Origin of the sequence: Azohydromonas aeria (genome assembly GCF_009760915.1) — a bacterium.
GTDB classification, from domain to species: Bacteria; Pseudomonadota; Gammaproteobacteria; order Burkholderiales; family Burkholderiaceae_C; genus Azohydromonas; species Azohydromonas aeria.
In genome coordinates, this window is sequence record NZ_VIDQ01000056.1 from 1 (window position 1) to 20,853 (window position 20,853).

Consider the following 20,853-nt stretch of genomic DNA (forward strand, 5'->3'; position numbering starts at 1 on the left):
GGCGGGCAGTACGCGGGTCGCGGTGATCCTGGGCGCGGGCAGCCCGGTGCGCTTGATGCCGCGACCAACCAGCCACTTGCGCAGGAGATTGACGTTCAGGCCGTGGGCCAGCGCGATGGCCGCCACAGATGCGCCGGGCTGCTCGCACTCGGCCAGAACCTGCGCCTTGAACTCGGCGCCATGAACACGCCTCTGGGATTTGGGTTGCATAGGTGCCCACCTGTTCGGAATTGGTGGGCACCATCGTCACGAGCGCTTTCGCGCCATTCAAGATGGAGCGCCTGGACGCTCACCGGCCAGCCCCTGGCGGTGCGTGATGGCCAGGCTGGACTTGACGCCGAACTCGTAGCGCTGGCGGGCCTTGCCCTTGGAGATGCACTCCACCTCGGGCGCATGCAGCGCATAGAGCTTGTTCTTGTCGTTCTTGCGCTGGGTGTGGATGCGCTGGGCGCGCTCAATCCAAACCTGCAGCGCGGCGCGGGCCTTCTCGTCGAGGTGGACCATCTTGCGTTGCACGTCACGCAGCAGCGCCCCGAGGATGGTGCGCTGGCGCCGCAGCGTGCGACCCAGCCGCCGGGTCTGCTTGGCGTGCGCGTAGCCGCTGGCCTTGCGCCGCAGTTCGCGGCCCTCGCGCTCGTAGCTCTGGCGCAGCTTGAGCCCGGCGCGCCGGGCCAGCCGCGCGATCTTCTCGCGTGCGACTTCGAGCAACCGGCTGTCGGTAGGGAAGGCGATGGCCTTCTCCTGAACGGTGGTGTCCACGATCACCATCTCCAGCTCGGCCTTCTTCACCGCCTTCATCGCCACGGCGGCCTCAATGGTGGACTTGAGCAACTGCTCCACGCCGGCCTCGCCCAGCACGCGGCGGAATCGCCCGATCTGCGTGGCGTCGCACGGCAGCCGCGGCTCGTAGTACTGCATGCCGCTGAAAAACTGCCAGTAGACGTTCTCGGCCCAGCGCTCCACGACCGATTCGTCGCTCTCGTTGTAGGCGTGCTTGAGGTACAGCAGCGAGACCATGAGCCGGATAGGCAACCGCGGTCGCCCGGCGTTGCTCACGCCCGCGCCGGCCACAGCCAGCGTCGGGCCGAAAAGGTCAGCGCCTTCGATGCCGCGGCCCGCACGGTCCTTGTGCGCGAGCACCGGCGCCAACGCGGCTTCGATCTCCTTCCACGGCATGCGCGTGGCCAGCACGGCCAGCGGGTGGCGCATGTCGATCATGGTCTCCAACCGGGCACGGAAGAAGTCGTCGGTGCTCATCAAGCGGCCTCCAAAACTCCCAGGAATCGAATACCGATAAGGCGAATTCTGGCAGCTCCAATTACTGTCGCATACCCTGAAAAGTCAATGGCAGCGCGAACTTACAGCGTTTTGCAGGCCCGACTAAGTAAGCTTGTCTGCGCTTTGACGCTATTAGTTGCGCTTAAGCCTGCTCACGAAGCGCACGATGTGCACATGTTGGTAAGCGTGGCTGTCGCTAGAAGTAAGCCATGTTTTCGCTCACCTCAACCGGTGCCAGCGTCATGCTGTTTCAGCGCAGTTGCGGCGCCAGGCCGTGACGGTGGCGCGCGCCTGGTCCATCAATCTGTCGTCGTGGCCATCGCTGCATCCGCACGCGGCAGCGTGCCAGTCGTCGGCTCGTGCGACCGCGTTTTCAAGCAGGGGCAGTAGCTACAGTTCGTGAGCCGGCAGCTCGCGCAGTGCCGCAGACAGCTGCTCCTGCTGAAGCATCTCTGCCACCAGAGGCGCGACGGTGTCGACCAGCGCGATCCGATCGTCGAGCGACAGCCCCAGCCGGCTCGTCAGAACACGGCCGATCTGAACAGCGATGGCTCGGCTCGGGCTCAAAGCCGCCTCCAGCTGCTGGGCCTGTTCCTCATCGACCTTATCCATGGTGAATCTTGGGGTCCAGGCCGCAGGTCAGGGCGCGGCCTTCCGTGGCCGGCTGCGGCGCTTCGGTGTGGGCTCGATACCTAAATCCGCAGGCGTGAGCTCGAAGGCGCGCATGAGGTTCCTGATCTTCACCAGTGCTTCCAGGCGCTCGCCTTCTTCAATCTCGCGCAGCTGCGCCTCGGCTTCCGCAAGCTCGGCGCGCAGTTCGGCTACACGAGCCTTCAGCGAATCACGGGTGGGCTTAGCAACCGGCTTGACCCAACCGGTCGGGATTTCGTCGTCTCTATACATGCGACAAGTCTCACAATAAAAATAGAGTAAATTTCAGCTACTCAGCCAGTCTTTCTTTCGGCGAGGAGCTGTGCGGAAAAACTCAACAGCTCGTCAGACGTAGGTTCGCCCCATGTTTCGCGGGCCAACCAATCCATGAAAGCCACTTCGGCAGCCTTAGTCAACCTGGACTTGACCTTGAACTGAGGATTAGCCTGCTGGTCGTTATATCTGGACGAGAATTCGCTCTTTTCTTCAGGATCGAACTCCGCATAGAGCTTGCGTGCTTTCTCACGCTGCTGATCGCGGAATGCCTCCCGAATATCAAATTCCTGCACGGGCTTCTTGCTCTTGGACGGTGTACTTTCAGCAGCGGTATTGACCACTTGGCCATAGCCCATTTCCAGCGCCTTTCTGAAGTACGCTGCGGAATTTTCAAGGGGAGTTTGCTGGACGTCACCCATCCTGCGTTCCGTATACGCCAGTGCAGCGTCTATCTCGGCAACTGAGTGCTTGCGCAGCAGCCTCTGCGCCTCCGCCTTTGGCACGCCGATACGGCCAAGGCTGCTGACCATCTGCAGCGTCTTGGCATCGCCCAGCGGAGTAGGCCCATCCTTGCGTCGTACCTTGAACTGGATTGCCGCGATCCGTCGCCCCTCCTTGAACTCGACCAGATCGATCTGGTGGGCGGTCTCCCTGTTGATTTCAGCAATCGCCTTGGACAGGACACGCAATTTCAAGGTCTTGTATTCCTTGAAAGAAGCCTTGTCGCCGCTGCCAAGCACTTTGTCGCGGAATTCCTCCCACTTCATTATTTTTGTCTGCCCGATATTCTCGAATCGAACACAGTATTCCCATATTTGCAGGCTAGCCGTGGTGCTGAGTTTGCGCATCACCGCCATGTCGATAAGCCCGTAAACCTCAGGACGGCGGATCTCACGAAATATGTCTGAACCGATCTGGAACTGGATATAACCTTCAGCAATTGCCACTGAAGGGAACAGTGTCTGTGTGATCCACTTAACGCGTTTGCTTTCAGGCGCCAGAACGTCCCATTCAAAGGCGATGCGTTGGATCTTGCGGGCTGCGTCACGCAAGTGCGCAATATTGTTGGAGCCGAACCCGATGTCCTGCCGCAGTCGTGCCATGGGCATGGTCCACCAGCCGCTCTCATCCGGCTCTTCCTCGATGGCGTACTTGAGCCAGGCGTTGGCCAGGCGGCGCTGCACAAGGGTGAGCTCGGCGCTGGGCGTGCTGTGCAGCACGTAGACCGTCTTGCGGAAGAACTCCTGCTGGCGTGACTGCTCTGCCGGCACAAGGCTGCCTTGCCTGTACAGCACCTCATCGTCAGGGGCATCGTTCACCGCACACTCCGCTATCGGTTACGAGAAGACGGATCAGTGTAACCGGTCAAATTCACCTTTCGGGTTCGGCCGGCGCGCGTACGCGACGTGTTTTTAACCTTTAAGAACCTTTTTTGTTTAATACCTTTCGGCTCGGAATTCTTCAACGAAGACAAGGACTTGGACGCGTTTGGGTGACACCTTTTGTGATGAAGAGGTGCAGGATTTGGGAAGAAAAGGTTGTGGATTTGGGAGGAAAGGGTGCAACGTTTGGGAGCAGGGGGTTGTGGATTTGGGAGACAGGTGAGCTTTTTTGGGGGCTGTGGTGTGGGGCAACTGAAGTGACAGCGGCCGGGACCGTTCAGTCAGTTCGTTGCCGTGGGCAAGGCTCGGTAGAAGGCCGCGCTGGCTCTGGCACCAGGCCTGGTGCCTCCCAAATCCTGACACTCTTGAGTATGAGGCGCCATGTTTCGGTGACACAGGAGAACCAAGTTGTAGCCGCTGCAGGCCCGGCCAGCCTGCCCACATCACAAAAGCTGCAACCTTGAGACGCATCAAGGGCAGTGAGGTGACATCGCTGGTGTGTGCATGTCACCGTATGCGGCGTGTTTGATGTTGCCTCCCAAAACATGACACCGTTAGAGGGCGGCCACCAACAACACGAGGACGCCGACGCAGCGGCAACACTCTGGAATGCGCATGGCTACGATGAACAGCGCCAGAAGCGGCTGTTTGGGGATCAGGCATGGCTGCAGAGCAGGCCGGTCTCTTGTTTGGCAGGCGGGCCGCGACAGCGCCAAGAATTGGTGGCATCACAAAACCTGTCACCGCTCGCGATTCAGCAGGTCAACCGTGACACCTTTTGGGAGAGACCGAAGTCGTTGCAGTCCGGCTGCATCGTCCCTCCCAAAATCTGTCACCGCTTGATCAGAGACGCTGCTGGATCGCCATTCGATGTGATGAAAGTCCGGTCTGGCTGTCTGCCGTGTCAGAAGTACTGTGCTTGCCCGTCGCGCGCGTTCCACAGCTGCATTGGGCGGCACCGAACTGTCGGCCGACATCGGGCCATCCTGAACGAGAGGCTAGGTCGTTAAGTGGCCAAGCCAGCCCATCGCCGACAACATACGAGGTTCAGCCTCTGCCAAGCTTTGGTCCCGCCTGCTCCGGCCGCGTTGAAGGGGGGAGAAGGGGGAGGGAGGGAAGGGGAGTTGGTCAGTGGGTGGGTAGTGGTTTCTGGTATGTTGTGCCGTTGGTTTCGAGTCATTGCGCAGGGCTCGGCCAAGACCGCGCTGAACCCGTCCACCGACGTGCTGCTTACTACGGCGGGCTGTCCTGACGAGTACCAGTTGCCATAGCTGTGGTTGACGCATAACAGCATGCCGGCGCCCCTCCGCCTGCATGACCTGCCGAACCGTGCGATCGACCTTTTGTCCTATGTGTCACGTGAGCCGTGACCACGTAGGCGAGCATGGGCGATGCGTTGATGCGACAGATCTTGTCGCACCTGGATGCCACGATGCCTGCATTGCAATCGAGCGGGAGTACGGATGGAACGGGACGGTGCGCAGCTGGGCTGGAATTTCACTGAAGCGGATCCCACGGCAGCCGCCGACGCGCACACCGCCTGGGCGCTGCTGCGCTGCGTGCGGGGGCTGCCTGGGGCACTGCCGAGCCACAACCACGACGATCTGGGCAGCTGGATCGCTCCTGCCGTGGCGACCTTTCCCGCGGAACTCGTGGCGGCGCTGAGCGGCCACGATGACCCCGAGTGCCGCGAGGCGCTTGCGCAAGACACCGACGTTCATGCGCTGCTGGGTCAGCATGCCGTGCTGCTGGCGCTGGGCAGGGGCGCGGCCAAGGGGCTGCCGCACTTTCGTGGCCTGCTCGATGCCTTGGAACAGCGGCTGCTGGACTTTGTCGCACGGCATCCGCAACGCTATACCCGCAACGTCCAACTCCTGGCCGAGCTCCTGGGACTGCCTGCCGCCGAAGCCGAGTTCCTGCGCCTGGCCGCAGCCCTGAGCCAGGGCACCCTGGCGCGAGCCAACTTCACCTTCGTCGACACGCCCGCGCGCATCGCACGGGCGATGACGCTCATTTCCGGCGCGCGGGGCCTGGCACTGGCCCGCATGTTCGAGAGCAACAGCCCGCTGGGGCAGGCCGGGCTGCTGGCCGACATGCGGGCCTCGCGCCCGGTGCGCGACCTCGATGACCTGCTGGCGCTCAGCGCCGTGGGCGAGGGACTGCTCTCGGGCTGCTTCGACAGCACCGAAGACATGGCCGCGGCGGTGCTTCGCAGCTTCGACACGCCGGCGCTGGGGCAGCGGCTGGCGTGGCCGCACCTGCAGCAGGCGCAGGCCCTGCTGGTGGCCACGCTGCGAGCCGCCGTGGCGCGCGGCGAGCGGGGCGTCAACATCCTGGTGCACGGCGAGGCCGGCACCGGCAAGACCGAGTTCGTGCGGCACTTGGTGGCCGAGGCGGGCGTGACGGCCTTCGCCGTGGATCACCTCGACGGCCATGGCGGAGAAGCACGGCGCGAGGACCGGCTCGCCAGTCTGCGCCTGTGCCAGACCTTTGCCGGGCGCCATGAGCGCGCCGTGCTCGTGCTCGACGAGGCCGAGGACGTCTTCCGTGATGAGTACGGCTCGCCGTTGGCGGGACTGCTGGGCCGCCGCAGCGAGGGCAAGGCCTGGATGAACCAGCTGCTGGAGTGCAACCGGCAGCCGGTGGTGTGGATCAGCAACCGCGTGAGCCACCTCGATCCGGCCTATCTGCGCCGCTTCACGTTCTGCCTGGAAGTGCCGCGCCCGCCGCTGGCCTTGCGACGCGAGATCACCCAGGCGCGGCTGCAGCCGCTGGGCTGCCGGCCCGAGACGGTGGAGGCGGTCGCCGACAGCGCGCTGATGACGCCGGCGCCGCAGCGCGCTTTGCCCTGCTCAGCGCCGGCAGCGGGCTGGGGCCCGATGCCGCCGTGCACGCGCTGGTGCAGGGGCACGGCACGGCCTGCGGTCACACGCAGCCGCAGCGCAGTGCCGCGACGGCCATCCCCTTCGACACGCGCCACCTCCACCTCGCCGGGCCGCTGCGTGCCGAGGAACTCATGGAGGTGCTGCGCCGCGAAGGGGCGGGCACCGTGCTGTTCTCCGGCCCGCCGGGCACTGGCAAGACGCAGTTCGCCGCCGAGATCGCGCGCTCGCTCGGACGCCGCCTGGTGGTGCGCACGGCTTCCGACATCAACTCCAAGTGGTACGGCGAGTCCGAGGGTAACGTCGCGCGCATGTTCCGGGAGTGCGACCCGCGCCAGGAACTGCTGTTCCTGGACGAGGCCGACGTGCTGCTGGGCGCGCGCGGCGGCGGCGCACACCGGGCCGACCGGGCCGTGACGGCCGAGTTCCTGCGCTGGCTGGAGGCCTTCGAAGGCGTGTTCGTCTGCGCGACCAATCATCCGCAGGATCTGGACCCGGCGCTGGCCCGGCGCTTCGTGCACCGCGTGGCCTTCGCACCGCTGCAGTTTCTCCAGCGCGTGGCCCTGTTTGCGGAGCTGGCGCTGAGCGACGCCCAGGCCACCGTCGACGCACAGGCGCAGGCCCGGCTGCAGCGGCTGGACCGCCTCACGCCGGGTGATTTCGCCAACGTGCAACGCCGGCTGCGCTGGCTGGCGGCCGACGCGCCGCGCTGGCTTGACGAGCTGGAGGCCGAGCAGCAGGCCAAGCCCGGCGCGCAGGCCGCGGCCATGGGGTTCCTGTAGCCATGGACCGCAACTTCGCCCGGCTGGTGGACCTGCTTGCGCTGCTGCCGCGCAAGGGGTCGCTCGACACCACGCAGCTGCGCCAGCGGCTCGCGGCCCGTGGACACGACGTGACGGCCCGCACCGTGCAGCGCGACCTGGAAGGCTTGGCGCAGGTCTACCCGATCGAGTGCGATGCGTGCGTGCGTCCCTACGCGTGGCATTGGCGGGCCACGGCGCCCGGGCTGTCCGTGCCGGGCATGGACTGGCCCGAGGCGGTGAGCTTCCACCTGCTGCACACCTATCTCGAAGGCATGCTGCCCGGCAGCGTGACCGAGGCGCTGCAGCCCTACCTGCAGGAGGCCAGGCGGCTGCTGGCCCAGCGCTTCCACGACCTGCCGCTGCGCCACTGGCCGCAGCGGGTACGGCTGCTGCCGCCAGGGCCGCCGCTCATCCTGCCGCGCGTGTCGCGTGCTGTGCACGAGGCGGTCACCGAAGCCGTGCTGCTGGGCCGGCAACTGCGCCTCAGCTACCGTGCCTTCGACCGCGAAAAGGCCCGCTCCTACGTGGTGTCGCCGCTGGGCTTGGTGCAGGTCGTGCAGGGGCTGTACGTGCCCGTGCGCTTCGAGGGCCATGACGACGTGCGCACGCTGCGGCTGCACCGCGTGCAGCGGGCGGAACTGCTGCCCGGGCCGTCCGGCATCGAGCGCTTCGACCTGCAGGCGTGGATCGACGCCGGCGCGCTGGGCTTCGGCGGCAGCGAGCGCATCCGGCTGGTGGCCCGGTTCTTCGACAACGCTGGCGAGTTGGTTCGCGAGGCCGCGCTGTCGCTCGACCAGGTCATCGAACCCGATGGCGAAGGCCGCCACCGGGTCGAAGCCACGGTCGTGCTGACGGCGCAGCTCAAGCGCTGGCTGCTGGGACTTGGCGCCCGGGTGGAGGTGCTGGAGCCGCCGACGCTGCGCCGCGACATGGCGCAGTCGCTCCAGGCCGCTGTCGCGCGCTACACACCCCTGGAATGACCCACCGACGATCGGGACGGGGCAGGAGAACGAGCGTCGAGGCAGGCGCCCTGAAAGCACCAGCGATATGCCCAGAAATTTCCTTCACAAGACCCTGGAGGGCTGGCTTGCCTGCAATCGCACACGCTTTCGCTTTCCTCCGTATCGGATGCTGCGGCGCAGAGACGAGATCGTCCTGGGGTTTGCCGGGATCACCCCCAAGCTCCAGTTCTGCATCGGCACTCGGGGCGCTGCCGGAATCATGGTGCTTCACGAAGGCATCGTCTGGGACATCCTGGTCGATTTCGACGTCATCGAGCAGCGCACGGCCGATGGACGCTACCGCTGCCGGCTGTGCGAGCCGGCAGACCTGTTCCCGTCACGCGAGGCCTTGTGGACCTCGCATTGCCTTGAACCCATGCTGGCCTGGACCAACGAGCATTTCGATGCGTCGCGGTCGCTGCTGCTCTTCGGCCAGGAAGGACACACCACCTACGCCCAAATCAGGCAAACCCCGGACGTGGCCGTTGGCGGCCCGAAAGCGGGTGCCGTCTACTACTGTCCGCTGGTGCAACAAGCGGGGACCACCTGATGGTTTCCGCCGCTGCCCGCAGCATGGACAGGCTCGCTTCCCTGTCGCGTGTTGGAGTTTCAGAAAAACGAGCAGAAGCGGCGTGCCCGGCGGTCAAGCCGATGCCATACTGGACGGGTCCTGCGTGAGCCGGTAGCCGTCGAAGGCTTCGAAGAACAGCTCACCCTCAGGATGGTGCAGGGTGCCGTCCTCGTCTGTCAGCCACTGCGCATCGGTCCAGAAACGTGATGCGGTGCGCAAGGCCTCCTTGACGCGCGATGCATCAGGCAACTCGTCGAGCACGGCCTCGGTTTCCTCGCGTGCCAGCGCCGGGGCGTACAGCGGTGCAGCCACGCGCTTGGCCTGCAGCGGCGCGTCGATCCAGGACGCTGCGCCCAGCAGTTCCAGCAGCATGCGCGGCAGCGCCTTCACATCGGAGTGGAAGCGCGCATCGGCCACCGCCAGCTGCACCATGGCGAAGCGTCCCGGGAACTGAACGCGAGCCACCACGTACTGCGAACGCTGCGAGGGCCGCACGCTGGCGCCCTGAAGCGCCAGTTCCGGCGTCGGGCTGGCATAGGCCGCATGCCGGCGCGACGGGTAATTTTGCGGGCGCAACCATTCCCACAGGTTGTCCACGACGCAGGGCACGTTGGACGGCACGCGCCGCGTGACAGGGTGAGGCTTGAGGACGCCGTCGCGGAACCCCGCGGTGGGCACGGCGCGGTAGAGAACGAGTTTCATCAGCTGGGCATGGACAGGTTGCGCATGTCCCCTATCGGGCACATCGCTGGGATTCTTGAGGTCGCGGTGCCGCATCGATGCAGTGCTTGCGGCCTGGACGGCGTCCGATCGGCGCTGTCTGTGAAAGGCTGCACGCTCCTGGCCCCCCATGACCTGCAAAGCGCAACTGATTCACGCAGGAAGCGTGGGGCGCTGACCGTGCCGGCGAGCACTGCCATCGCGGGCCACCCCCTGTCGAATTGATGTGCATCAACGAACTGGCAGATAGGCCGGGCCGCTTGCACTTCCTGGCGACGATGCACGCGCCGTTTTGTATCTGCGTGTTGCAATGCCTTATATCTGCCGATGGCAGACCGATCACGCTCCATCCACCCCAAACGCCCCGCCCATGCCGTCTTCCCCGCCCGCAGGCCTGATGTTCGTTCACGGCAACCAGCCCGAGGAGCTGTTGCAGGTACTGCTGGCGTGGATGCGCAGCCATCCGCTGCCACTGCTGGAGATGGAAACCGTGCTGGTGCAGAGCAACGGCATCGCGCAGTGGCTGCGCCTGGCGCTGGCGCGGGATGCCGAGGGACTCGATGGGGAGGCACCGGGCTGCGGCATCGCCGCCGCGCTGGAGCTGTCGCTGCCGGCGCGCTTTCTCTGGCGGGCCTACCGTGCGGTGCTGGGCGCGCAGGAGGTGCCTGAAGAGTCGCCCTTCGACGAGGCGCGGCTGGTGTGGCGGCTGATGCGGTTGCTGCCGCAACTTCTGGAGCAGTCCGAGTACGCGCCACTGCAGCGCTTCCTGGCCGCGGACGCCGACCTGCGCAAGCGCTTCCAGCTGGCCGGGCGCCTGGCCGACCTGTACGACCAGTACCAGGTGTACCGCGCCGACTGGCTGGCCGCCTGGGAACAGGGCGAGGACGTGCTCATCCGCGCCGACGGCAGCTGCGAGCCGCTGGCCGAGGAGCAGCGCTGGCAGCCCAGCCTGTGGCGGGCGCTGCTGCAGGACGTGGCCGGCGACGGCAGCGCCGCGCCCAACCGCCAGGGCCGGGCTTCGGTGCACGAGGCCTTTTTGCAGCGGGCGGCACAGTGGCCCGACGGCACGCGCCCCGCGGGCCTGCCACGCCGGCTGTTCGTGTTCGGCATTTCCTCGCTGCCGCGGCAGTCGCTGGAGGTGCTGCACGCGCTGTCGCGCTGGACGCAGGTGCTGGCCTGCGTGCACAACCCCTGCGAGCACCACTGGGCCGACATCGTGGCCGACCGGCACCTGCTGCGCGCCACGCGCAGCCGGCAGCAGCGCCGCGCCGGCATGCCGGCGCAGCTGGAAGAGAACGAACTGCACCTGCACGCCCATCCGCTGCTGGCGGCCTGGGGACGCCAGGGGCGCGACTTCATCGGCCTGCTCGACGAGTACGACAGCGACGCCGAGCGCGCGCGCTACCGCGTGCACTTCGAGGCGCTCCAGCAGCGCATCGACCTGTTCTCCAGCCCCGGCCAGGACTGCCTGCTGCACCAGCTGCAGGACGACATCCGCGCGCTGCGGCCGCTGCGCGAGACGCGCGCGCGCTGGGCGGCCGTGCCGGCGCAGGACGACTCGATCCGTTTTCACATCGCGCACAGCCCGCAGCGCGAGGTCGAGGTGCTGCACGACCAGTTGCTGGCCGCGTTCAACCGCGACGCCAGCCTGCGCCCGCGCGACGTCATCGTCATGGTCCCGGACATCGATGCCTACGCGCCGCATATCCGCGCCGTGTTCGGGCTACCGGCGGTGGCCGATGCGCGCCACATTCCCTTCCACATCGCCGACCTGGGGCGCCGGCGCAACGACCCGCTGGTCGATGCGCTGGCCCGGCTGCTGGACCTGCCCAACGCCCGCGTGGCCGCCAGCGACGTGCTGGGCCTGCTCGAAGTCGAGGCCGTGCGCCGGCGCTTCGGCATCGGGGACGACGCCCTGCCGCTGCTGCAGCGCTGGATTCACGGCGCGGGCGTGCGCTGGGGCCTGCATGCCGGGCATCGCGGCCAGCTCGGCCTGCCTGATGGCGCTGAGGCCAACACCTGGCTGTTCGGGCTGCGCCGCATGCTGCTGGGCTACGCGGTAGGCGCCACCAGCAGCGCCTGGCGCGAGATCGAGCCCTTCGACGAAGTCGGCGGCCTGGACGCGGCGCAGCTCGGCCCGCTGGCGCGGCTGCTGGAGCGGCTGGAGTTCACCTGGCGCGGCCTGGCCGAGGACGCCACCGCCGCGCAGTGGTGCCGGCGCCTGCGCGCGCTGCTGGCCGACTTCTTCGACCCCGGCGAGGGCGAGGACGCCTACACGCTGCAGCAGCTTGGCGCGGCCCTGGAGCAGTGGCAGCAGGCCTGCGAGGCGGCGCGCCTGGACGCGGCGCTGCCGCTGTGCGTGGTGGCCGAGCACTGGCTGGCGCAGATTGAGGAGGGCGGGCTGTCGCAGCGCTTCCTCGGTGGCGCCGTGACCTTCGCGACGCTGATGCCCATGCGCGCCATCCCGTTCCGGCAGGTGTGCCTGCTGGGCATGAGCGACGGGGACTATCCGCGCACGCGCGCGCCCATGGACTTCGACCTGATGGGGCGCGACTACCGCCCGGGCGACCGCTCGCGCCGCGAGGACGACCGCTACCTGTTCCTGGAGGCGCTGCTGTCGGCGCGCGAGCGGCTGCTGGTGTCGTGGGTCGGGCGCAGCGTCAACGACAACACCGCGCGCCCGCCCTCGGTGCTGGTGGGGCAGTTGCGCGACCACCTGGGCGCCGGCTGGCGCCTGAGCAATGCCGAGGACCGGCCGCAAGCGTTGATGCAGGCGCTCACCATCGAGCACCGGCTGCAGCCCTTCAGCCCCGACTACTTCACGCCCGATGCCGCGGCCCGGCATTTCACCTATGCCGGTGAATGGCGCCTGGCCGACGCGCGGCCCGCGCCGGCCGGCGCGGTGCTGCCGCCGCTGGCGCGCACCGACTCGCTGAGCCTGGCCGAGCTGGGCGGCTTCCTGCGCCACCCCGTCAAGGCCTTCTTCCGCGAGCGGCTGAAGGTAAGTTTCGACATGGAGGAAGCCGCCTGCGAGGACCAGGAGCCCTTCGAGCTCGACGGCCTGCAGCTGTGGCAGCTCTGGGACGAGCTGATCGAGCTGCAGGCGCGGGCGGTGCGCGACGGCATGCCGCGCCAGGCAGCGCTGGACGAGGGCCTGGCGCGGCTGCACCGCCGCGGCGTGCTGCCTTGCGGGCCGTTCGGCGCACTGCTGGCCGAGCGGCTGGTCGAGCCGATGCAGGACCTGTTCGGCCGCTACGAGCAGGCCCTGGCGCGCTGGAACTTGGCGGCGCCGCACGACGAGGACGTGTGCTGGCGCCACGAGGCCACCGGGCTGGTGGTCGAGGACCGGCTGCACGGACTGCGCGTAGATGCCGGCGGCCAGCGTGCGCGCGTGGTGCTGCAGACCAGCGACGCGGTCAAGAAAGGGCACTACCAGCACCACCAGCTCATCCACGCCTGGGTGGCGCACCTGGCGGCGCACCTGGGCGGGCAGCCGCTGACCACGCTGGTGGTCAGTAAGGTGGGCAACGTCGAGTTCGCCCCGCTGGAGGCGGACACGGCCCGTGGCCACGTGGAGGCCCTGCTGGGCGCCTGGCGCGACGGCATGTGCCGGCCGCTGCCCCTGGCGGTGAAGACGGGCTTCGCCTGGCTGACCGACGCCGCCGCGGGCGGCGAAGGCGACAAGGCGCGCCTGGCCTACGAAGGCAATGGCCGACGGCAGGAAGGTGAGTCGTCCTGCCCCTACCTGCAGCGGGCCTGGCCCGACTACGCGGAGCTGAGCGCCGGGGGCGAGTTCCAGCGGCTCGTGCGCGTGCTACTGCAGCCGCTGCATGCGGCCACGCCGGCCGGCAAGGACAAGACGAAGAAAGCAGCCGCCCCCGCGGCCGGAGCCCACGCATGAGCGCGACCGCCCTTGAAGCCCTGCGTTTCCCGCTGCGCGGCAGCCGCCTCATCGAAGCCAGCGCCGGCACTGGCAAGACCTTCACCATTGCCGCGCTGTACCTGCGCCTCGTGCTGGGCCATGGCATTGGCGACGACGCCTTTGGCCGGGCGCTGACGCCGCCGGAGATCCTGGTCGTCACCTTCACCGACGCGGCCACCAAGGAACTGCGTGACCGCATCCGCGCGCGGCTGGCCGAGGCGGCCCAGGCTTTCCTGGCCGACCCGGCACAGGTGGCGCCGCGCGCGGCGGGCGAGGACCTGCTGCACGACCTGCGCGCCGAGTACCCGGCCGCAGACTGGCCGGCCTGCGCGCGCCGGCTGCAGCTGGCCGCGGAGTGGATGGACGAGGCCGCGGTGTCCACGATCCACGGCTGGTGCAACCGCATGCTGCGCGAGCACGCCTTCGACAGCGGCAGCCTTTTCACCCAGCGCCTGGAGACTGACCAGTCGGCGCTGCTGGCCGAGGTGGTGCGCGACTACTGGCGCTGCTTCATGGTGCCGCTGGACGAGGACGCCGTGCGCCGCGTGGCCCAGTGGTGGGGCTCGCCCGCGGCACTGCAGGCGGCCATCGCCGGGCTGCTGCCGCACGTGGGCCGGCTGGCCGCCGCCGCCGCGCCACTGCAGGCGCTGGCCACAGCGCAGGCCGCGCACGCGCAGCGCCTGGCCGAGCTCAAGGCACCCTGGCGGGAATGGGTGGATGAGCTGCAAGCGCTGATCGAAGAGGCGCGCGAGCAAAAGCTCTTCAATGCCCGCTCTCTCAACCGCTCGGTCAGCGCCAACTGGCTGGCGGCCCTGGCCCAGTGGCGCGACGACCCGGCCCAGGTGCAGCCGGCACTGACCGACACGGCCTGGGAGCGGCTGACGCCCGAGGGGCTGCAGGCGATCTGGAACGCGGGCGCGGAACCGCCCCGGCACCCGGCGCTGGAGGCGCTGCGCGCCTTGCGCGAGGAGATCGGCGCGCTGCCCATTGCCCGCGATGACCTGCTGCGCCACGCCGCGCACTGGATCACGGCCCGGTTCGACGTGGAATGCCTCCAGCGGGCCGAGATGGGCTTCGACGACCTGCTCAAGCGGCTCGATGCCGCGCTGGCCGGCCCGCACGGGCCGCGCCTGGCCGCCGTGATCCGGCGCCAGTTCCCCGTGGCGCTGATCGACGAGTTCCAGGACACCGACGCGCTGCAGTACCGCATCTTCGATGCCGTCTACCGCGTGCGCGACAACGCCCCGGACACGGCCGTGGTGCTCATCGGCGACCCGAAGCAGGCCATCTACGCCTTCCGCGGCGCCGACATCCACACCTACCTGGCTGCACGCGCCGACACGGCTGATCGCCACTACACGCTGCGGCGCAATTTCCGCTCCACGCACGCGATGGTGGAGGCGGTGAACCACTGCTTCGACATCGCCGAGCAGCGCCAGCCTGGGCCGGGGGCGTTCCGCTTTCGCACCGCCACGGACGACCCGGTGCCGTTCCTGACGGCCACGGCCCGCGGGCGCGACGATGCCCTGGTGGTCGAGGGCCGCGAGGCGCCGGCGCTGACGGTGTGGCGCCTGCCTGACCCCGATGACGGCACGCCCTGCGGCAAGGGCGCCTACATCGACGACATGGCGCAGGTCTGCGCCAGCGAGATGGTGCGCCTGCTCAACCTGGGGCAGCGCGGGCAGGCCGGCTTCGCCGGCGCGGACGGCCGCTGGCGCGGCCTGCAGCCGGGCGACATGGCGGTGCTGGTGAACAACCGCGACGAGGCCGGCGCCATCCGCGCGGCGCTGTCCGCGCGCGGGGTGCGCAGCGTCTACCTCTCCGAGCGCGACAGCGTCTACCAGCGCCCCGAGGCGCTGGAGGTGCAGCACTGGCTCGCGGCCTGCGCGGCGCCGGAGGACGGCCGCGCGCTGCGCGCCGCGCTGGCCACGCCGACGCTGGCGCTGGACTGGGGTGAGATGGACCGCCTCAACCGCGACGAGGCGGCCTGGGACGAGCGCGTGCTGCAGTTCCGCGGATACCAGGAGGGCTGGCGCCGCCAGGGCGTGCTGCCGATGCTGCGCCGGCTGCTGCACGACTTCGGCGTGCCGGCCCGGCTGCTGGGCGACGGCACGGGCGGCGAGCGCCGCCTCACAGACCTGCTGCACCTGGCCGAGCTGCTGCAGCAGGCCAGCGCACAGCTCGACGGCGAGCACGCGCTCGTCCGCCACCTGGCCGAGCAGCGCGGGCAGCCAGGCGCCGCCGGCAGCGGCGACGCGCGCCAGCTGCGCCTGGAAAGCGATGCCGACCTGGTGCAGGTCATCACCATACACAAGTCCAAGGGGCTGGAATACCCGCTGGTGTTCCTGCCCTTCGCCTGCAGCTTCCGCGCGGCCAAACCCACCGACACGCCGCTGAAATGGCACGACGAGGAGGGCCGCCTGCAACTGGACCTGGGCGGCTCGGCAGCAGCGGTGGCGGCCGCGGACGAGGAGCGGCTGGGGGAGGACCTGCGCAAGCTCTACGTGGCCCTGACCCGGGCGCGCTACGCGACCTGGCTCGGCACCGCGCCCGTGGAGGGCCTGGGCCGCAGTGCCTTCGGCTGCCTGATCGGCGGCGACCTGCGTGCGGGCGTGGACGCCCTGCAGGCCGGTTGCGCTCACATCCACGTGGACAACGACCCGCAGCCCGGCGAGGACCGCTTCGCCGGCCCGGTGCAGGTCCCTGCTGCGGGCGGCGCCCGCTTGGCTGAGCGCCGGTTGCGCGAGCTCTGGTGGGTGGCCAGCTACTCGGCGCTGCAGCTCGCTGCCCGAGAGGGCGGCGCCACGGCGCAGGAGGAGGTGTTCCGCGAGGCGGCGGCCCATGCCTTGCCGGCCGTGCCGCCGCTACCGGCCGTGCTCCCGGCCGCAGCACCCTCGGCCGGCCTGCTGCACGGCTTTCCGCGCGGCGCGGCGGTGGGCACCTTCCTGCACGAGCTGCTGGAATGGGCTGCCAAGCAGGGCTTCGCGCAGGTGGTGCAGTCACCCGCGCTGCTGCGCGACGTGGTGGCCCGGCGCTGCGCGCTGCGCGGCTGGGAGGCGTGGATCGAGCCGCTGTGCGCCTGGCTGCAGGACCTGCTGGTGCGGCCGCTGCCCGTGCCCGGCGCGCCACCCCTGACGCTGGCCGGCCTGGGCGGCGCGGTCGCGGAGATGGAGTTCTGGATGGGCGTGCGCGAGGTGGACGCCCTGCGCCTTGACACCCTGGTGTGCCGCCACACCCTCGGCGCCTCACGGCGCGCGCCGCTGCAGCCGGCGCAACTCAACGGGATGCTGCGCGGCTTCATCGACCTCGTGGCCGAGCACGACGGCCGCTACTGGGTCATCGACTACAAGTCCAACTGGCTGGGGCCCGACGACGGCGCCTACGGCGCCGAGGCGCTGTGCCGGGAGGTAGCCGGGCGGCGCTACGAGTTGCAGTCCGCGCTGTACCTGCTGGCGCTGCACCGGCTGCTCCAGTTGCGCCTGCCCGACTACGACTACGAACGCCACATCGGCGGCGCGCTGTGCCTGTTCCTGCGCGGCAGCCAGGCCGAATGCGCCGGCGTGCATGCCGAGCGCCCGCCGCGGGCGCTGATCGAAGCCCTCGACCGGCTGTTCAGCCGCCGCACCGCCCTGGAGACCGCATGACTTCCGCCATCGCCACCAATACCGTCGCCGAGGCCGCCGCGCCGCTGGCCGACACCGCGGCCCTGCTGAGCGTCATAGAGCGCTGGGCGCGGCACGGCTGGCTGCGCGAAATCGACGCGGCCTTCACCGCCTTCCTCGCGCGCGAGGTGCCGGACGCCGCGCCGCTGACGCTGCTGGCCGCGGCACTGGCCAGCCACCAGCTCGGCCACGGCCATGCCTGCCTGGACATCGAGCAGGCGCTGCGCGACCCAGGCCGGGCACTGTCGCTGCCGCCACCAGGCGACGACCTCGCGCAGGACGAGGCCCCGCCGCGGCCGGACGCCGTGCTGCTGGGCGTCACGGCCACCGACTGGTGCCGGGTGCTGCACGGCCAGCCGGCGCTCGTGGGCAGTGCCGCCGGCGACACGCCGCTGGTGTGCGTGGGCCGGCGCGTTTACCTGCGCCGCTACTGGAGCTACGAGCGCGGCGTGCGCGCCGGCATCGAGGCGCGGCTGGGCCGCGTGTTGCCCTTCTACAGCGCTGCGCTGCGCGAGCCGCTGGCGCGGCTGTTTCCGCATGATCCGGCCGCGTCCGGCCCGGACTGGCAGCAGCTGGCCTGCGCCCTGGCCGCACGCAGCGCCTTCGCGGTGGTCACCGGCGGGCCCGGCACCGGCAAGACGACGACCGTGGTGCGGCTGCTGGCGCTGCTGCAGGCGCTGGCGCTGGCCGAGCCCGGCGCCCGTGCGCTGCGCATCCGGCTGGCCGCGCCCACGGGCAAGGCGGCCGCGCGGCTGAGCCAGTCGATCGCGGGGGCAGTCGCACGGCTGCCGCTGGAGGGCCTGCCCCAGGCCGAGGCGGTGCGCACGGCCATTCCAAGCCAGGTGACCACGCTGCACCGGTTGCTCGGCAGCCGCCCCGACACGCGGCGCTTCAAGCACCACGCCGGGCAGCCGCTGCCCGTGGATGTGCTGGTCGTGGACGAGGCCTCGATGGTGGACCTGGAGATGATGTCGGCGGTACTGGACGCGCTGCCGCCGGCGGCGCGCCTGGTGCTGCTGGGCGACAAGGACCAGCTCGCCTCGGTGGAGGCCGGCAGCGTGCTGGGCGAGCTGTGCCGCCGCGCCGAGGCCGGGCACTACACGCCGGCCACCGGGGCGTGGCTGGCCGAGCTAACCGGCGCGCCCATCGAGCCGCGCCTGGTCGATGCCCAGGGCACCGCACTGGACCAGGCGGTGGCCATGCTGCGCCACAGCCATCGCTTTGGCGCCGACAGCGGCATCGGCCGCCTGGCCGCCGCCGTCAATGCCGGCGACCTGGATGCCGTGCAGCGCGTGCTGGGCCAGGGCCATGCCGAGCTCGCGCGCGTGGCGCTGACGCCCGGCCAGGAGGCCGCCCTGCGGTGCCTGGCCATCGAGGGCGGTGGCGACGAATCGGCGCGGGGTTATCGCCACTTCCTGCAGGTGCTGCACGAGCGCCAGCCCGCGCCCGGCGCCGGCCGGGAAGAGCTGGACGCCTGGGCCGCCGCGGTGCTGGACGCCTACGGCCAGTTCCAGCTGTTGTGCGCGTTGCGCCGCGGCCCGTGGGGCGTGGAAGGCCTCAACCGGCGCGTGGCTGACTGGCTGTGCGAGGCAGGGCTGATCCCGCGCGCCGAGGGCTGGTACGCGGGGCGGCCGGTGCTGGTAACGCGCAATGACTACGGCCTGGGACTGATGAACGGCGACATCGGCATCACGCTGGAATGGCCTGCGGCCGATGGTCCGGGCGTACTGCGCGTGGCCTTCGCGGCGGAGGACGGCACGGGCATCCGCTGGGTGCTGCCGAGCCGGTTGAGTGCAGTCGAAACTGTCTTCGCCATGACCGTGCATAAATCGCAGGGCTCGGAGTTCACCCATGCCGCGCTGGTTCTGCCGGACCGGGGCAGCCCCGTGCTCACGCGTGAGCTGGTCTACACCGGCATCACGCGTGCCAAACGCTGGTTCAGTCTGGTGGAGACCGGCGACGCCGGCGTGTTACGGCAGGCGGTGCAGCGCCGGGTGCAGCGATTCGGCGGCCTGCTGGCTGTAGAAGAAAGTGTTCCTGGGCCGGAAGTTTGAGCATAATTTTTCCACCGCATAATCTGCAAAAAATCAAAAACCCCAAGAGCGAGATGACCGTTTGCTTGCGATGTATCACGCACGATAGTTCTACATCCCTCTTAGCCCTCCTTTCTCCATGTCCCGCACCTTCTTTGCCTATCACCTCACCCATGTTTTCGGCCCGTTCACTTTGGACAGCTATCACACCAACAGTGACAAGCCAGTAGAAGGTGACTTGGTCTATGTGCTTTCGGGCGACAAAGAGCCTGAAGTGCCTGGAGTGGATTACTTCCTGGAAGGCATCTTTCGAATTCACCGCCGCCACCTTGGGCCGTGGCCGCTGAAGACTCTTCGCGGTGAGGTAAAAAACTATCAGTTCCGTCTTTCGATGGAACCAGTTCGACGTCCGGATGTGCCGATTGCCCTCAACTTGGCAGCTTGGTATTCGCGAGAAGACACGCACCGGTTTTTTTCGAGCGGGCAGAATTTCAACCCGTTGCCAACTGACCCCGACTACAAGACCCGGTTCGACGAACTGCTGGCAGGCTTCGGCTCAAGCGAGGCAGACGACCTCACGGCAGACTTAGCCGAACTTGCTCGGGATGTGCCCGACGAAACCGAGCGTCAGGTACTGGCAAAGGCACGAATCGGCCAAGGGAAGTTCCGGGCCGACTTGGTGGCGAATTGGAGGAAAGGGGAGGTGTGTGCACTGACCAAGCTAGCCATTCCCGAAATGCTTATCGCCTCTCACATCAAGCCGTGGCGTGAGAGTTCAAACGAGGAACGCCTTGATCCAATGAATGGGTTGCTCTTGGCGGCTCATGCCGATAAGTTGTTTGACCGTTTTTTGATGAGCTTCGAAGAGTCGCGCGCTGGATTCACCACCGTACTCCACCCGCGTGTTCGAACCGCAGTCTCGAAGCTTGGCTTGAACTCGGGGATGGTACTTGACACCAGTCACCTCGGATTTGCCAACGAGGGAAGATTTAGGCGATATATGGAGCAGCATTTTCGTCGCCACCGCGCTCTCGTTGAACAAGACAAGCCGACTCACTATTAATTAGGCCGTTTTGCGAGCTCCACCAAGCCTGCAGACACTCGCGGCCATGGCTGCTGCCCGAATAAAAAAGCAAGTTCGCCGGCATCTCTGCTGAGGGCTGATACCCGCAACTCCAAGAACTGTGATGGTACAAACCGGATCGGGACGAGATGGATCTAATTCTCAACTGCCTCACTCAAGGCGCAGCACGAAGTCCTTGTTTCGGAGTTGCTGCTGCATCTCACCAATGTCTTTGAATGGCGAGGTCTGGATGGTTTTTACCATGGCATCCAGTACTAAGTGCAGCGCGGCAACATTACCGCTATCCAGTGCGCGATCCATGGCCCTGATCTGAGCTGCCAGACCAGTTTTTCTCAATTCAAAGGTCTCGGTAAGCGCCTGCTTGATAACATCTCTCTGCCCTTTCAGCCGCTCAATGCTCACATCGCGGTCAGCCAGAATGGCCAGACGCTTGGTGCGTTCCTGCTCACGCAGTTTCTTGTAGTCGGAGCGGGCCTTGTTCATCTCTTTAAGACCGTCCAGCAGTGGCGCCAGTGGGGCAGCCTTGGCCGCCCTTTTAGCACCCGCCTTAGCGACCGCCTTCCCAGCCATCTCGATCATGGCACCTTT

Annotated in this window: 13 protein-coding genes and 2 pseudogenes; 8 read left to right on the forward strand and 7 right to left on the reverse strand. The window is 68.0% G+C overall.

What is annotated here, in order from left to right:
• From FJ694_RS25295 to FJ694_RS25315, 5 genes and pseudogenes are all read right to left on the reverse strand, one after another.
• On the reverse strand, positions 1–210 hold a 210-nt coding region (locus FJ694_RS25295; protein WP_157270098.1), incomplete at its 3' end, for a transposase.
• Positions 211–297: 87 nt separating this feature from the next.
• A pseudogene (locus FJ694_RS25300) lies at positions 298–1,257 on the reverse strand (IS5 family transposase); the annotation flags it as partial.
• A gap of 411 nt (positions 1,258–1,668) precedes the next feature.
• Positions 1,669–1,890: a hypothetical protein gene (locus FJ694_RS25305; RefSeq protein WP_157270099.1), complete on the reverse strand. Its 222-nt coding sequence runs from the start codon at positions 1,888–1,890 to the stop codon at positions 1,669–1,671.
• 27 nt (positions 1,891–1,917) lie between these two features.
• The gene (locus FJ694_RS25310; protein WP_157270100.1) at positions 1,918–2,181 is read right to left on the reverse strand and encodes an H-NS family nucleoid-associated regulatory protein; all 264 of its coding nucleotides are present in this window, start codon (positions 2,179–2,181) and stop codon (positions 1,918–1,920) included.
• Between the two features lie 41 nt (positions 2,182–2,222).
• The gene (locus FJ694_RS25315; protein ID WP_157270101.1) at positions 2,223–3,524 is read right to left on the reverse strand and encodes a replication initiation protein; all 1,302 of its coding nucleotides are present in this window, start codon (positions 3,522–3,524) and stop codon (positions 2,223–2,225) included.
• 2,255 nt (positions 3,525–5,779) lie between these two features.
• Between FJ694_RS25315 and FJ694_RS37320 the strand changes: the two are divergent.
• The 4 genes and pseudogenes from FJ694_RS37320 to FJ694_RS25335 form a co-directional block, all read left to right on the forward strand.
• Positions 5,780–6,295: pseudogene (locus FJ694_RS37320) on the forward strand (AAA family ATPase); the annotation flags it as partial.
• Positions 6,296–6,603: 308 nt separating this feature from the next.
• On the forward strand, positions 6,604–7,251 hold the full coding sequence (locus FJ694_RS25325) for an ATP-binding protein (protein ID WP_232540219.1): 648 nt from the start codon (positions 6,604–6,606) through the stop codon (positions 7,249–7,251).
• Positions 7,252–7,253: 2 nt separating this feature from the next.
• Complete coding sequence (locus FJ694_RS25330) at positions 7,254–8,252, forward strand: helix-turn-helix transcriptional regulator (protein ID WP_157270104.1); 999 nt, start codon at positions 7,254–7,256, stop codon at positions 8,250–8,252.
• A gap of 67 nt (positions 8,253–8,319) precedes the next feature.
• A complete protein-coding gene (locus tag FJ694_RS25335; protein WP_157270105.1) occupies positions 8,320–8,823 on the forward strand; it encodes a hypothetical protein in 504 nt (167 codons plus the stop codon).
• A 93-nt stretch (positions 8,824–8,916) separates the two neighbouring features.
• Here the strand turns inward: FJ694_RS25335 and FJ694_RS25340 are convergent, their stop codons facing one another.
• Positions 8,917–9,621 carry a hypothetical protein gene (locus FJ694_RS25340; RefSeq protein WP_157270106.1) on the reverse strand — a complete coding sequence of 235 codons (705 nt, stop codon included), beginning with the start codon at positions 9,619–9,621 and terminating at the stop codon, positions 8,917–8,919.
• A gap of 313 nt (positions 9,622–9,934) precedes the next feature.
• Here FJ694_RS25340 and recC point away from each other — a divergent pair, with 313 nt between their 5' ends.
• From recC to FJ694_RS25360, 4 genes are all read left to right on the forward strand, one after another.
• Complete coding sequence (gene recC, locus FJ694_RS25345) at positions 9,935–13,465, forward strand: exodeoxyribonuclease V subunit gamma (protein WP_232540220.1); 3,531 nt, start codon at positions 9,935–9,937, stop codon at positions 13,463–13,465.
• Positions 13,462–17,130, forward strand: coding sequence for an exodeoxyribonuclease V subunit beta (gene recB, locus FJ694_RS25350; protein WP_157270107.1), 3,669 nt, complete (start codon positions 13,462–13,464; stop codon positions 17,128–17,130). Before recC ends, recB begins: the two co-directional genes overlap by 4 nt.
• Entirely contained in the window at positions 17,127–19,202 is a 2,076-nt protein-coding gene (gene recD / locus FJ694_RS25355; RefSeq protein ID WP_157270108.1) for an exodeoxyribonuclease V subunit alpha, read from the forward strand. Before recB ends, recD begins: the two co-directional genes overlap by 4 nt.
• 118 nt (positions 19,203–19,320) lie before the next feature.
• A complete protein-coding gene (locus FJ694_RS25360) occupies positions 19,321–20,244 on the forward strand; it encodes an HNH endonuclease (protein ID WP_157270109.1) in 924 nt (307 codons plus the stop codon).
• Positions 20,245–20,415: 171 nt separating this feature from the next.
• Here the strand turns inward: FJ694_RS25360 and FJ694_RS25365 are convergent, their stop codons facing one another.
• The gene (locus FJ694_RS25365; protein ID WP_157270110.1) at positions 20,416–20,844 is read right to left on the reverse strand and encodes a hypothetical protein; all 429 of its coding nucleotides are present in this window, start codon (positions 20,842–20,844) and stop codon (positions 20,416–20,418) included.
• Positions 20,845–20,853 lie beyond the last annotated feature (9 nt).

Excerpts from the sequence above, each read along its gene's own strand:
- FJ694_RS25305 (WP_157270099.1), bottom strand. The coding sequence starts at position 1,890 with ATGGATAAGGTCGATGAGGAACAGGCCCAGCAGCTGGAGGCGGCTTTG.
- recD (WP_157270108.1), top strand. The coding sequence starts at position 17,127 with ATGACTTCCGCCATCGCCACCAATACCGTCGCCGAGGCCGCCGCGCCG.
- FJ694_RS25330 (WP_157270104.1), top strand. The coding sequence starts at position 7,254 with ATGGACCGCAACTTCGCCCGGCTGGTGGACCTGCTTGCGCTGCTGCCG.
- FJ694_RS25335 (WP_157270105.1), top strand. The coding sequence starts at position 8,320 with ATGCCCAGAAATTTCCTTCACAAGACCCTGGAGGGCTGGCTTGCCTGC.
- FJ694_RS25365 (WP_157270110.1), bottom strand. The coding sequence starts at position 20,844 with ATGATCGAGATGGCTGGGAAGGCGGTCGCTAAGGCGGGTGCTAAAAGG.
- FJ694_RS25340 (WP_157270106.1), bottom strand. The coding sequence starts at position 9,621 with ATGCGGCACCGCGACCTCAAGAATCCCAGCGATGTGCCCGATAGGGGA.
- recB (WP_157270107.1), top strand. The coding sequence starts at position 13,462 with ATGAGCGCGACCGCCCTTGAAGCCCTGCGTTTCCCGCTGCGCGGCAGC.
- FJ694_RS25310 (WP_157270100.1), bottom strand. The coding sequence starts at position 2,181 with ATGTATAGAGACGACGAAATCCCGACCGGTTGGGTCAAGCCGGTTGCT.
- recC (WP_232540220.1), top strand. The coding sequence starts at position 9,935 with ATGCCGTCTTCCCCGCCCGCAGGCCTGATGTTCGTTCACGGCAACCAG.
- FJ694_RS25325 (WP_232540219.1), top strand. The coding sequence starts at position 6,604 with ATGGAGGTGCTGCGCCGCGAAGGGGCGGGCACCGTGCTGTTCTCCGGC.
- FJ694_RS25360 (WP_157270109.1), top strand. The coding sequence starts at position 19,321 with ATGTCCCGCACCTTCTTTGCCTATCACCTCACCCATGTTTTCGGCCCG.